The sequence below is a fragment of the Streptomyces albofaciens JCM 4342 genome (assembly GCF_008634025.1).
Lineage (GTDB): Bacteria > Actinomycetota > Actinomycetes > Streptomycetales > Streptomycetaceae > Streptomyces > Streptomyces albofaciens.
On the sequence record NZ_PDCM01000002.1, the window covers coordinates 4172145 to 4185094 of the forward strand.

8 protein-coding genes are annotated in these 12950 nt (G+C 71.6%); 5 read left to right on the forward strand and 3 right to left on the reverse strand.

The genetic code is table 11. From position 1 onward, the window contains the following. Positions 1-103: 103 nt before the first annotated feature. Entirely contained in the window at positions 104-1288 is a 1185-nt protein-coding gene (gene ssd, locus CP973_RS38145) for a septum site-determining protein Ssd (protein WP_150249249.1), read from the reverse strand. Between the two features lie 439 nt (positions 1289-1727). On the opposite strand from ssd, the gene CP973_RS38150 reads away from it, so the two are divergent. Next, entirely contained in the window at positions 1728-2612 is an 885-nt protein-coding gene (locus CP973_RS38150; protein ID WP_150249254.1) for an HAD family hydrolase, read from the forward strand. A 527-nt stretch (positions 2613-3139) separates the two neighbouring features. On the opposite strand, the gene CP973_RS38155 is transcribed toward CP973_RS38150, so the two are convergent. After that, positions 3140-3961 (reverse strand): Fic family protein, encoded by an 822-nt coding sequence (locus CP973_RS38155; RefSeq protein WP_150249257.1) that lies wholly within the window; start codon positions 3959-3961, stop codon positions 3140-3142. Positions 3962-4071: 110 nt separating this feature from the next. On the opposite strand from CP973_RS38155, the gene CP973_RS38160 reads away from it, so the two are divergent. Beyond that, positions 4072-5064, forward strand: coding sequence for an ATP-binding protein (locus CP973_RS38160; RefSeq protein WP_150249260.1), 993 nt, complete (start codon positions 4072-4074; stop codon positions 5062-5064). Between the two features lie 85 nt (positions 5065-5149). On the opposite strand, the gene CP973_RS38165 is transcribed toward CP973_RS38160, so the two are convergent. Next, on the reverse strand, positions 5150-6439 hold the full coding sequence (locus tag CP973_RS38165; RefSeq protein WP_150249263.1) for a polysaccharide deacetylase family protein: 1290 nt from the start codon (positions 6437-6439) through the stop codon (positions 5150-5152). A gap of 327 nt (positions 6440-6766) precedes the next feature. On the opposite strand from CP973_RS38165, the gene CP973_RS38170 reads away from it, so the two are divergent. From CP973_RS38170 to nhaA, 3 genes are all read left to right on the forward strand, one after another. Continuing rightward, the gene (locus tag CP973_RS38170) at positions 6767-9061 is read left to right on the forward strand and encodes a SulP family inorganic anion transporter (protein ID WP_150249266.1); all 2295 of its coding nucleotides are present in this window, start codon (positions 6767-6769) and stop codon (positions 9059-9061) included. 233 nt (positions 9062-9294) lie between these two features. Next, on the forward strand, positions 9295-11259 hold the full coding sequence (gene acs, locus CP973_RS38175) for an acetate--CoA ligase (protein WP_150249269.1): 1965 nt from the start codon (positions 9295-9297) through the stop codon (positions 11257-11259). Positions 11260-11557: 298 nt separating this feature from the next. Further along, on the forward strand, positions 11558-12910 hold the full coding sequence (nhaA, locus tag CP973_RS38180) for a Na+/H+ antiporter NhaA (protein WP_425282083.1): 1353 nt from the start codon (positions 11558-11560) through the stop codon (positions 12908-12910). Positions 12911-12950: the final 40 nt, after the last annotated feature.

The following is a 12950-nucleotide window of genomic DNA, read 5'->3' on the forward strand; positions in this document are numbered from 1 at the left end:
GAAGGAGCACCTTCAGGAGAGGCGCCTCCGGGAGGGGCACCTACGGGAAGGGCACCTACGGAAGAGGCACCTCCGGAAGGTGCCCCTTCAAACCGGACCGTCCTCATGACGACCCACCCCCAGCCCCCACACCGCGCCCCGCCGACCGCCTCACTTCCTCGACCGCCCGCTCCCGCTGCGGCACAACCCGCTCCCAGAACGCCCCGCCGAAGTGCCGCAGCGGCCCTCGTGCGTTCGCCCCGGGCGGCACCCCGCGCCTCAGGTCGGCGGGAAGACCGGCCTCCCAGCCCAGCTCCCCGGCCAGTGGAAGGCCCAGTAACCGGGCGATCTCCTCGGGGCTCAGCTCAGGGGTGCCGCCGGCGTCCGTCTCCGGGCCGTCGCGCACCACCACCCGTACGTCCGGCAGCACCGTCCGGACGCCCGCCGCCAGCCGCCGGGCCGCCGCGATCGCCCGCAGGTCGGCGGGGACGACCAGCAGGCCGACGTCGATCTGCGCGAGGGCTTCCGCGACCGCGTCGTCCAGCCGTCGTGGCAGGTCGATCACCACGGCGCCGCCCCGTCTGCGCGCCGCCGCCACGACCGCGCGCATCGCCTGGGGCGGGATCACCACCGCGTCGCCGCGGTCCCAGCTCAGTACGCGCAGGGAGTGCAGCCGTGGCAACGACTCCTCCAGGGCGCAGCCGGCCACCCGGCCGCGCGACTCGGCGAAGGCGGGCCAGCGCAGCCCCTCTTCCTTCTCGCCGCCGAGCAGGACGTCGAGGCCGCCGCCCAGCGGGTCCGCGTCGATCAGGATCGTGCGCCGGTGGCCGCGGGCGGCCGTGACCGCCAGGGCGCAGGCGAGGGTGCTCGCGCCGGCGCCGCCGCTGCCGCCGACCACCCCGACCGTCACGGCGGCCGGACCGGCGCCCTCCACCGCGTCGGCGATGCGGTCCACCAGCCAGCTCTCGCCGCCGGGGAGCGCCAGCACCCGTTCCGCGCCGAGGGCGACGGCCAGCTGCCACAGCGGCCGCTCGTCCGCGCCCCGGGCGACGAGCACCACGCCGTCCCGGCGGGCCGCGCCGCACAGCCGGGGCGCGCAGTCGTCGCCGACGATCACCAGCGGGGCCGACGCCCAGCCCCGCCCCCGGCTGCGGGCCGCGCCGCCCCGCGCCACTTCCGGTGTCGTACCGGCCGCCGCGCACAGTCTCAGCAGGTCGTCGAGGAGGGTGTCGTCCTCCGTGACGATCAGCGGTCCGCCGGGGTCTTCAGCCGTCCCGGGCGGTTGATCGGAAGTCATGCGTCCGGCCACGTTCCGTCTCCCTATCGCTACACAACTCACACATCCGCGAACTCGCGGAGTTTCACCGTGCAGCGATCCGGAAAATCCCGTGGATCTTGGTCCAAAACTGTGGACAACTCAATGCCTGTGAATATCCCAGTCACCTATACCGGCGACCTTGAAGGGGCTCCCTTAGAGCAGCGCTACGACTACGCTCGGTAACCTGTAACCGGCGTCAGCAAGCCATGATCGAACATTCAAGGGGAAGCGGCTGATCCGCCTCGGACGGGCAAAAACGCGTCCGGACATGCGACGACCCCCGCCGGGGGGGAGAGCGGGGGTCGTCCCCACGGCCGACTCGGGGGGGGGAGGAGTCGGACCGGGTTAGCACGGTCGCGAACGATCCGTGACTTCCATGGTGTACCCGAGAGCCTTCTCAGGCAAACCCACGCGCCACACCTTACGCCGAATGGTGGGCGCCTATGCTCGCCTCGTGGAAAACCACTCCGTGCCCCACTCGGCGACTCACTCGACACCCCGCACAGCCGCGTTCTTCGACCTGGACAAGACAGTCATTGCTAAGTCGAGCACGCTGACCTTCAGCAAGTCGTTCTACCAAGGCGGCCTGATCAATCGCCGGGCCGTACTGCGCACCGCCTATGCCCAGTTCGTCTTCCTCGCCGGCGGCGCGGACCACGAGCAGATGGAGCGGATGCGCGAATACCTCTCGGCGCTCTGCCGGGGCTGGGACGTGGCCCAGGTCCGGGAGATCGTAGCGGAGACCCTGCACGAACTGATCGATCCGCTCATCTACGACGAGGCCGCCTCGCTCATCGAGGAGCACCACACCGCCGGCCGCGACGTGGTGATCGTCTCCACCTCGGGTGCCGAGGTCGTCGAACCGATCGGCCGCCTCCTCGGCGCCGACCGCGTGGTGGCCACCCGTATGGTCGTCGGCGACGACGGCCGTTTCACGGGCGAGGTGGAGTACTACGCCTACGGGCCGACCAAGGCGCAGGCGATCAGGGAACTCGCCGCCTCGGAGGGCTACGACCTCGCGCGCTGCTACGCCTACAGCGATTCGGCGACCGACGTACCGATGCTCGAAGCCGTCGGACACCCGTACGCGGTCAACCCGGACCGGGCGCTGCGCCGCGAGGCCGCGAACCGCGGCTGGCCGGTGCTCTCCTTCAACCGTCCGGTCCAGCTCAAGCAGCGGCTGCCGTCCCTGGGCATGCCGTCGCGGCCGGTGCTGGCCACGGCGGCCGCCATAGGAGCGGCCGCCGCGACCGCGGGCCTGGTCTGGTACGCGAGCCGGCGGCGCCCGGTTCTTGCCCGTATCACCCGAGTTTGAAGGGAAAAGTAAAGAACTGTGGCGAGGGGTTCCGCTTCCCCCGCGCCAGGAGTACAAAGGACGTAACGGCCCGCGAGACCGAGGACATCCGAGAGGAAGACCTTCTACGCATCAAGGCCCCACGGACCGAAGCACGGAAGCCGGGCACCCACGCGACGCCGACCCGTCGATTACGGGCCAGCCGCACCAGGTAGCGGACCAAGTTCTCCGACCTGATCGGCACATATGGAGCACGCTTGGTAACCCGGCGGACGTGCCAGCGGCGGTACCAGAAGGACTGGGTACCGCCGCATCCCTTTGCGCAGCGACAGTCCCCTTGCCGGGTGACAGCCCCCTTGCCGGGCAGCAGAATCCTTGGCGGACGAGGGAACCCCTCGCCCGGACGACGGACCCCTTCGTCCGGACGGCAGAACCCCGCGTCCGGATGGCAGAACCCTTTGTGGGACGGCGGAACCCCTTGTGGAGCGGCGCCCCGCCCAGACGGACAGCCGCCCGCACACCCGGACGGCCCCCCACCCCCGAACGCCCTACGCCGCGCCGCGCTGCAGCGCCTCGCACACCGCCGTGCTCTCGCGCGCGCCCAGTTCCACCGCCCGCCCGCAGTGCGCGATCCACGCCGCCACGCCCTCCGGAGTGCCGGACACGTAGCTCTCCAGCGCGGCCACGTAGGCGGCCCGGTCCTGTTCCGCGTGGCCGACCTCCGCCGGACACACCGACTTCGGGTCGAGACCGCTGCCGACCAGCACCAGGCGTTCGGCCGCCCGCGCGACCAGCCCGTTGTACGAGCCGAAGGGCCGCAGCGCCAGCAGTTCGCCGTGCACCACCGCGGCCACCACCAGGGCGGGCGCCTCGCTGCCGGCCAGCAGCAGCCGCGCCAGCCCGTCCAGCCGCCCGGCGACCTCGTCGGCGTCCGGCAACGGCAGTTCCACCAGGGGCTCGTCCACGGGCTCCCCCGCGAGCCGGGGCCGCCCGACCGCGTCCTGCGCCGCGTCGCCGCTCGCCGCCACCAGGTGCAGCCGCGCCAGCACCCGCAGCGGCGACTGCCGCCACACGCTCAGCAGTTGCCCGGCCTCCGCGGTCAGCCGCAGTGCCGCGCCGACCGTCCGCGGCTCGCCCTCCACACCGAAGTCGGTGCGCCGCCGCACTTCCTCCAGTGCCCAGTCGGCGCCGGCCAGCGCCGCGGAGGCACGCGCGCCGCGCAGCGCCGCCTCGGAGGTGACCTCGTTGCTGCGCCGCCGCATGATCCGGTGCCCGTAGACCCGGTCCACGCTCTTGCGTACGGAGTCCACGGAGTCGGCGACGCCCGGGAGCGAGGCCAGGGTCGCGAGCGGATCGGCTGTCGTACTCATGGGTACGACCCTACGCACCTCATGGGCCGCAAGGCCGAACCGCTCGAAGGAGTGGTCTTCTTCACCCGAACCTCTCACCCAAGGCAACACCGCGATTACGCTTCGTGAACATGAAGATCGCGTTCGTGGGGAAGGGCGGCAGTGGCAAGACCACGCTGTCCTCCCTGTTCATCCGCCACCTCGCCGCCGCCCGCGTCCCCGTGCTCGCGGTGGACGCCGACATCAACCAGCATCTGGCGACCGCCCTCGGCATGGACGAGGCGGAGGCCGCCGCGCTGCCCGCGCTCGGCGCCCGGCTGCCGCTGGTCAAGGACTATCTGCGGGGCACCAACCCGCGTATCGCCTCCGCCGAGACGATGATCAAGACGACGCCGCCCGGGGAGGGCTCCAGGCTGCTGCGCGTCGTCGAGGAGAACCCGGTGTACGCGGCCTGCGCCCGGCCGGTGCTCCTGGAGGGCGAAACGGTGCGCCTGATGGCGACCGGACCCTTCACCGGGTCCGACCTCGGGGTGGCCTGCTACCACTCCAAGGTCGGCGCGGTGGAACTGTGCCTGAACCACCTCGTGGACGGCCGCGACGAATACGTCGTCGTCGACATGACGGCCGGTTCGGACTCCTTCGCCTCCGGGCTGTTCACCCGCTTCGACCTGACCTTCCTGGTCGCCGAACCGACCCGTAAGGGCGTCGCGGTCTACCGCCAGTACCGGGACTACGCGCGCGACTACGGCATCGCCCTCAAGGTCGTCGGCAACAAGGTCCAGGGCCCGGACGACGTCGCCTTCCTGGCCGACGAGGTGGGCGAGGACCTGCTGCTGACGCTGGGCGACTCGGCGTGGGTGCGGGCCATGGAGAAGGGGCGGCCGCGGCGCTTCGACCTGCTGGAGGCCGACAACCGGCAGGCCCTGAAGGAACTCCACTCCGCCGCTGACGAAACGTACGAGCAGCGCGACTGGGAGCGCTACACCCGCCAGATGGTGCACTTCCACCTCAAGAACGCGGAGAGCTGGGCGAACGCCAGGACGGGCGCCGACCTGGCCGCCCAGGTCGACCCCGCCTTCGTCCTCGCCGAGCCCGCGGCCGCGGGCGCCCCGCAGCCCGTCTGACGCGTCACCGCGACTTCCCGCCGCCTCCCCGATGCCCCCTCCCCGACGCCTCCTCGCCCTGCTCCGCCGCCCTACTCCGCGTCCTTCACTCCGCGTCCTTCCGCACCGGCTTGGCCGGGCTGGCCGGGGCGGCGGGTCCGCCCGGTGCTCCGGGCTTCGCGGAAGGCGCGGCCAGGTAGCTCCCCCAGCCGCCCTTCGGTGCCCCGCCCACCGGCAGCGAGCGCAGCTTGTCCAGCACCCGCGGGTCCTGCGCGTCCAGCCAGTCGGCCAGTTGCTTGAAGCTCACGCACCGCACGCCCTTACGGGGGCAGATGGTCTTGATGGCGTCCTCCACAGCGCGCATGTAGGTGCCGCCGTTCCAGGACTCGAAGTGGTTGCCGACGAAGAGCGGTGCCCGGTTGCCCCGTTCGGCCCGGTGGAACGCGGCGACGAGGCCGTCGCGCATCTGCTTGCCCCAGGTGGCGTGCATCGCCGGGTTGCCCCGGGTCGTACCGGACTGGTTGGCCAGGAAGTTGTAGTCCATCGAGAGCGTCTCGAAGGACCGGCCCGGTACGGGGATCTGCTGGAGCGGGAAGTCCCAGATGCCGTCGATCTGCTTGGGCCACAGCTGCCGGCCGCCGACGGAGCTGGAGTCGTACCGGAAGCCCATCGCCTTGGCGGCCGGGATCAGGTTGCGCTGCCCTTCCAGACAGGGCGCGCGCCCGCCGACGAGTTCCTTGCTGTAGTCGAACGGCAGCGGCTTCTCGGACTTGAGCCCGGTGTGCGTCTTCCAGGACTTGACGAACGCCTCGGCCTGCTGGATCTCGCTCTTCCACTCCTCGGGCGACCAGGTGCCCACCCCGCCGTTGGCGCCGCAGAAATGGCCGTTGAAGTGGGTGCCGATCTCGTTGCCGTCCATCCAGGCGCCGCGCATCTGCTCCACGGTGGCCCGGACCCCCTTGACGTCGTTGAAGCCGATGTCGGAGGCGCCGGGGCTGTGCTTGGGCGGGTGGTACGCCTCCTTCTTGTTGCCCGGGAGCAGGTAGACGCCGCTGAGGAAGTACGTCATCCGGGCGTTGTACTTCTTGCCGACCGCCCGGAAGTGGGAGAACAGCTTCTGGCTGTCCTCGCCGGCGCCGTCCCAGGAGAAGACCACGAACTGCGGTGGCCGCTCCCCGGGTCTGAGGCGTTCGGCCTTCGGCTGCATCGGCTGTGCCCCGGTGTACGCGGTCGAGCCGTCCCCGATCAGCTTGACCTGCTGGGCGGTGCGCTGCGGCGCCGCCCGGCCCCCTTGGGCGCCGTTCGGGCCGTCCCCGCCCCCCGCGGCGCAGCCGGCGACCGCCGCCAGCGCCATCGCCGTGCCGATCCCGGCCGTGACCTTCGTTGCGGCTGCCATCAGCCACCTCGCTCCCTGGTGTACGAACTGCGGAACGGAAAAATCGAAAAAACTGATTAACCGCCATTAAGTTCGCACACGCCACGGAACGGGCCATAAAGGACAAGCGACTCGACGCCACATTCACTCGAAGGACGGAAGGATTGACCCGGATGCCGGAAAAAGCTTCTCTCGACCTTTACGCGTCATTACGCTTCGTTTACCGATACTTGAGAGCCACCGAGCCGTCACACACCTGACCCCGGTCGGCCGGCTCGCGTCCCGCCGCAGTACACCGCCGCCCACGATCGCGCCCCGCGCGACCGCGCCGCCCCGGAGGAGACGGGAATGTCGCAGCTCCAGAGGCCCCCAGAGCCATCGACCGCACCGGACCCGGCACGCCCGCGGCCGCCGTCCGCAAGCCGCCGCGCGGCCTGGCGCGGCGACCTGTCCGCCTCGCTCGTCGTCTTCCTGATCGCCGTACCGCTCTCGCTCGGCCTCGCGCTGGCCACCGGCGCGCCCCTCCAGGCGGGCCTGATCGCCACGGCCGTCGGCGGCATCGTCGCCGGGCTGCTCGGCGGCGCGCCCCTCCAGGTCAGCGGCGCCGCGACGAGCCTTCTGGTGGTCACCGCCGATCTGGTCCAGCGCTACGGCTGGCGCGCCACCTGCGCCATCACGGCCCTCGCCGGAGTGGCCCAACTGGCCCTCGGAGCCGTGCGGCTCGCCAGGGGCGCGCTCGCGATCAGTCCCGCGATCGTGCACGGCATGCTCGCGGGCATCGGCGTCACGATCGCCGTCGGGCAGTTGCACGTGGCGCTCGGCGGCAGCCCCGACAGCTCGGCGGTCGACAACCTCGCGGCGCTGCCCGGCCAGTTGGCACACCCGCACGTGTCCGCCCTGCTCATCGGCGCCGTCACGGTCGCGGTGCTGGCCGGCTGGTCGCGGCTGCCCGGGCGGGCCGGCCGGCTGCTGCGTACGGTTCCCGCCCCGCTGGCCGCCGTGGCCGCCGCCACCGCCGTGAGCGCGGCCGTGCCGGCCCCGCGCGTCACCCTGCCCGACTGGGCACCGCAGGCGCTGCCCGCCCTCCCGGAGGCGCCGGTCCTGGCGATCGCCGCGGCCGTCCTGACCGTCACCCTCGTCGCCAGCATGGAGTCGCTGCTGTCGGCGGTCGCCGTGGGCCGCCTCGCCGCCGACCGCCCGGACCGCGCCGGCCCCGCGCCCCGTACGGACCTGAACCGCGAACTGGCGGGCCAGGGCGTCGCCAACGCGCTCTCCGGGCTGCTCGGCGGCCTGCCGGTGGCCGGCGGCGCGATGCGCGGCTCGGCCAACGTACAGGCGGGCGCGGCCACCCGGCGCGCCACCGTGCTGCACGGCGTCTGGGTGGTGCTGTGCGCCGGCCTGCTCGCCGGGGCCCTGGAGATGATCCCGCTGGCCTCGCTCGCCGCCCTGGTCATGGCCGTCGGCGTACGGATGGTGAGCTTCGCGCACATCAAGCACGTGCAGCGGCACCGCGAGTTCCCGGTCTACGCGGTGACCTTGGGCGGTGTGGTGCTCTTCGGCGTGCTCCAGGGCGTGGGCCTGGGGATCGCGGTGGCGGTCTTCCTGTCGCTGCGGCGGCTGACCCACACCCGGGTCACGGTCGGTGTCGAGGACGGCCGCCACCGGGTGCGGGTCAATGGGCAGTTGACGTTCCTCGCGGTACCGAGGCTGACCCGGGCCCTGGCCCAGGTGCCGGCCGGCGCGGTCGTGGTGGTCGAGCTGGGCGGTTCCTTCATGGACCACGCCGCGTACGAGGCCCTGCGGGCCTGGACCGACGCCCACCGGGCCGGCGGCGGCTGGGTGAGCCTCGCCGGGCGCGCCGGGCGCCCGATCGCGGAGCCCGCGAGCGTCCACCACTGCCGGCCGTGGACCCCGTGGCGCAACCACCACTGCACCCGCCCGCCCGAGGAAGCGGAGTCACCGTCCAGCGGCGGTCAACTGCTCGGCGGTGTCCGCGCGTTCCAGCTCCATACGGCACCGCTCGTACGGGACGAGCTGGCGCGGCTGGCCCACGAAGGCCAGCGGCCCAGCCAGCTCTTCCTCACCTGCGCCGACTCCCGGCTGGTCACCAGCATGATCACGGCGAGCGGTCCGGGCGACCTGTTCACCGTCCGCAACGTCGGCAACCTGATGCCGCCGCCCGGCACGGACCACACCTGCGACTCGGTGGGCGCGGCCATCGAGTACGCCGTGGAGGTGCTGAAGGTCGGCTCGCTGACCGTGTGCGGGCATTCGGGGTGCGGCGCGATGCAGGCGCTGCTCGGCGCCGACCACGAGCCGGGCGCGCAGACGCCGCTCGCGCGCTGGCTGCGGCACGGCCGCCCGAGCCTGGCGCGCATGCAGCGGATCGGGCGGCTGGGCCGGGGCGAGGTGGCGCTGGCCGAGCGCCCGGTGGCCGACGACGTGGAACGGCTCGCGCTCGTCAACGTCGTGCAGCAACTGGACCACTTGATGTCGTACCCGTGTGTCGCCCGGCGTGTCGCCGAGGGCGCGCTCACCCTGCACGGGATGTACTTCCACGTGGCCGAGGCCCAGGCGTACGTCCTCGACCGGGCCACCGGGACGTTCTGCGCGGTACGTCCGGGAGCGGCGGTGAAGGCGTGACCGGACAGGTGGGCGGGCAGGAGCCGGGCGGCGTGGGCGGGCAGGTGTCCGAGCGTCAGCCCGCACGGCCGCCTCACCCCTTCCGGCCACCGTCATCCCCAGCCGCAAATGCCACTTGACCTGCGGACAGTAAAGGTCTACACCAATTTTTGTCCACAGCCCTTGTCAGGCCGGGCGGTGGGCTGATGAGCTATGGCCGGGACACATCGCACGCCCTGGGAATGGGAGATGACGTGAGCAACGACAGCCTGGCCAACCTTCTCAAGGAGGAGCGGCGGTTCGCGCCGCCCGCCGATCTGGCCGCGAACGCCAACGTCACCGCCGAGGCGTACGAACAGGCCGCGGCGGACCGGCTGGGTTTCTGGGCCGCCCAGGCCAAGCGCCTGACGTGGGCCACCGAGCCCACCGAGACGCTCGACTGGTCCAACCCGCCGTTCGCCAAGTGGTTCGCCGACGGCAAGCTCAACGTCGCGTACAACTGCGTGGACCGCCATGTGGAGAACGGCCTCGGCGACCGCGTCGCCATCCACTTCGAGGGCGAGCCCGGCGACACCCGCGCCATCACCTACGCCGAGCTCCAGCGCGAGGTCTCGCAGGCCGCCAACGCGCTGACCGAGCTGGGCGTGCGGGCCGGCGACCGGGTCGCGATCTACCTGCCGATGATCCCCGAGGCGGTCATCGCCATGCTGGCCTGCGCCCGCCTGGGCGCGCCGCACTCGGTCGTCTTCGGCGGCTTCTCCGCGGACGCGCTGGCGACCCGCATCAACGACGCCGACGCCCGCGTGGTGATCACCGCGGACGGCGGCTACCGGCGCGGCAAGCCGTCCGCCCTCAAGCCCGCCGTCGACGAGGCCCTGACCCGGCCGGGTACGGAGAACGTCCGCAGCGTCCTGGTCGTGCGCCGCACCGGCCAGGAGGACGTGGCCTGGACCGAGGGCCGCGACGTGTGGTGGCACGACATCGTCGGGCGGCAGAGCGAGGCCCACACCCCGGAGGCGTTCGACGCCGAGCAGCCGCTGTTCATCCTCTACACCTCCGGCACCACCGGTAAGCCCAAGGGCATCCTGCACACCACCGGCGGCTACCTCACCCAGGTGGCCTACACCCACCACGCCGTCTTCGACCTCAAGCCGGAGACCGACGTCTACTGGTGCACCGCCGACGTCGGCTGGGTGACCGGCCACTCGTACATCACCTACGGACCGCTGGCCAACGGCGCGACCGAGGTGCTCTACGAGGGCACGCCCGACACCCCGCACCAGGGCCGCTGGTGGGAGATCGTGCAGAAGTACGGCGTCACGATCCTCTACACGGCTCCCACCGCGATCCGCGCCTGCATGAAGTGGGGCGACGACATCCCCGCCAAGTACGACCTGTCCTCGCTGCGGGTCCTCGGTTCGGTGGGCGAGCCCATCAACCCGGAGGCGTGGATGTGGTACCGCAAGCACATCGGCGCCGACCAGGCCCCGATCGTGGACACCTGGTGGCAGACGGAGACCGGCGGCATGATGCTCAGCCCGCTGCCGGGCGTCACGGAGACCAAGCCCGGCTCGGCGCAGCGCCCGCTGCCCGGCATCGCCGCCACCGTCGTGGACGACGAGGCCCACGAGGTGCCGGACGGAGGCGGCGGCTACCTGGTCCTGACCGAGCCGTGGCCGTCCATGCTCCGCACGATCTGGGGCGACGACCAGCGCTACCTGGACACCTACTGGTCCCGCTTCCAAGGCAAGTACTTCGCGGGTGACGGCGCGAAGAAGGACGAGGACGGCGACATCTGGCTGCTCGGCCGGGTGGACGACGTGATGCTGGTGTCCGGCCACAACATCTCCACCACCGAGGTCGAGTCCGCGCTGGTCTCGCACCCGAAGGTCGCCGAGGCCGCGGTCGTCGGCGCGGCCGACCCGCAGACGACCCAGGCGATCTGCGCCTTCGTCATCCTGCGCGGCGGCGCGGCGGAGGACGCCGGGCTCGTGGAGGAGCTGCGGGCGCATGTCGCCAAGCAGCTGGGGCCGATCGCCAAGCCGAAGCGCATCATGCCGGTGGCCGAGCTGCCGAAGACCCGCTCCGGCAAGATCATGCGCCGGCTGCTGCGGGACGTGGCGGAGAACCGCGACCTGGGCGACGTCACGACGCTGACCGACTCCACGGTCATGGACCTCATCCAGGCCAAGCTGCCGAGCACGTCGAGCGAGGACTGACCCGCCGTTCCGAGGGGCACCCGCCGGGGAACCGGCCGGGTGCCCTTCGCCTGTTCCGGGCTCCCTCACCTGCCGCCGGGCAGCCGAATGCACCAAATGCCCGTAAGGTGAAGATCGCCGGAATGTTCCTTGTGCGGCCCAGGTAGAGTATGGATCGCGTCAAGAACGCGACAACATCACACCGAGGGTGCGCCGGGAAGTCTGGTCGGCAACTGCAACAGCCGTATTCAGCTGCCGTACGACCGGAGGTCCTCGCGTGAGCGCGCCCCACAACCGCCGATCCATATTCCTCGGGCGGATGTCCCTGCCCGAGCGGACCTTCATCGCGGACGCCCTGCGCGCCGAGACGGTGGGCGGTGTCCTGCTGCTGGTCGCCGCCGTCGTGGCGCTCGTCTGGGCCAACACGCTGGGCGGCAGCTACGAGGCGGTACGCGGCTTCCACCTCGGCATCGGCTCCATCGGCCTGGACCTGTCCGTACAGCACTGGGCCGCCGACGGCCTGCTCGCCGTCTTCTTCTTCGTCGCCGGGATCGAGCTGAAGCGCGAACTGGTCGCGGGCGATCTGCGCGAGCCCAAGAAGGCCATCCTCCCGGTGGTCGCCGCGCTGTGCGGCATGGCGATGCCCGCGCTGGTCTACTTCGTGGTCAACACGGTGGGCGGCGGCTCGACCAACGGCTGGGCGGTGCCGACCGCCACCGACATCGCCTTCGCGCTGGCCGTCCTCGCCGTCATCGGCACGTCCCTGCCGTCCGCGCTGCGCGCCTTCCTGCTCACCCTCGCCGTCGTCGACGACCTCTTCGCGATCCTGATCATCGCGGTCTTCTTCACCTCGCAGCTCAACTTCCTGGCGCTCGGCTTCGCCGTCGCCGGCCTCGTCGTCTTCTACCTGCTGCTCCGCAAGGGCGTCCGCGGCTGGTACATCTACGTACCGCTCGCCCTGGTCATCTGGGGCCTGATGTACAACAGCGGTATCCACGCGACCATCGCGGGCGTGGCCATGGGCCTGATGCTGCGCTGCCACCGCCGCGACGGCGAGGAGCAGTCGCCCGGCGAGCACATCGAGCACCTGGTGCGGCCCGTCTCGGCCGGTCTCGCGGTCCCGCTGTTCGCCCTCTTCTCGGCGGGTGTGTCGGTCTCCGGCAGCGCGCTGCACGACGTGTTCACCAAGCCGGAGACGCTGGGCGTGGTGCTCGGCCTGGTCGTCGGCAAGGCGGTCGGCATCTTCGGCGGTACGTGGTGCGCGGCCCGCTTCACCAGAGCCGAGCTGAACCCCGACCTGAGATGGCCGGACGTGTTCGCCGTCGCCTCGCTCGCCGGCATCGGCTTCACGGTCTCCCTGCTCATCGGCGAGCTGGCCTTCACCGACGATCCGCTGCTGACCGACGAGATCAAGGCGGCCGTGCTGACCGGCTCGCTGATCGCCGCGGTGCTGTCCGGGGTCCTGCTGAAGATACGTAACGCCAAGTACCGCAAGCTCTGTGACGAAGAGGAGCGGGACGAGGACCTGGACGGCATCCCGGACGTGTACGAACAGGGCAATCCCGAGTACCACCTGAGAATGGCGAGGATCTTCGAAGCGAAGGCCGCGGAACACCGCCGCCTTGCCGAAGTGGCCTCCGGCGCCGACGCCGGGGACGATGGTCCGGCATGATCTGAGAGGCTTTGCATCCGGGAGAAGACAAGAGGGAGAC

Coding starts and splice junctions, on each gene's coding strand:
- CP973_RS38150 (WP_150249254.1), top strand. CDS start 1,728: ATGGTGGGCGCCTATGCTCGCCTCGTGGAAAACCACTCCGTGCCCCAC.
- CP973_RS38155 (WP_150249257.1), bottom strand. CDS start 3,961: ATGAGTACGACAGCCGATCCGCTCGCGACCCTGGCCTCGCTCCCGGGC.
- CP973_RS38165 (WP_150249263.1), bottom strand. CDS start 6,439: ATGGCAGCCGCAACGAAGGTCACGGCCGGGATCGGCACGGCGATGGCG.
- CP973_RS38170 (WP_150249266.1), top strand. CDS start 6,767: ATGTCGCAGCTCCAGAGGCCCCCAGAGCCATCGACCGCACCGGACCCG.
- nhaA (WP_425282083.1), top strand. CDS start 11,558: ATGTCCCTGCCCGAGCGGACCTTCATCGCGGACGCCCTGCGCGCCGAG.
- CP973_RS38160 (WP_150249260.1), top strand. CDS start 4,072: ATGAAGATCGCGTTCGTGGGGAAGGGCGGCAGTGGCAAGACCACGCTG.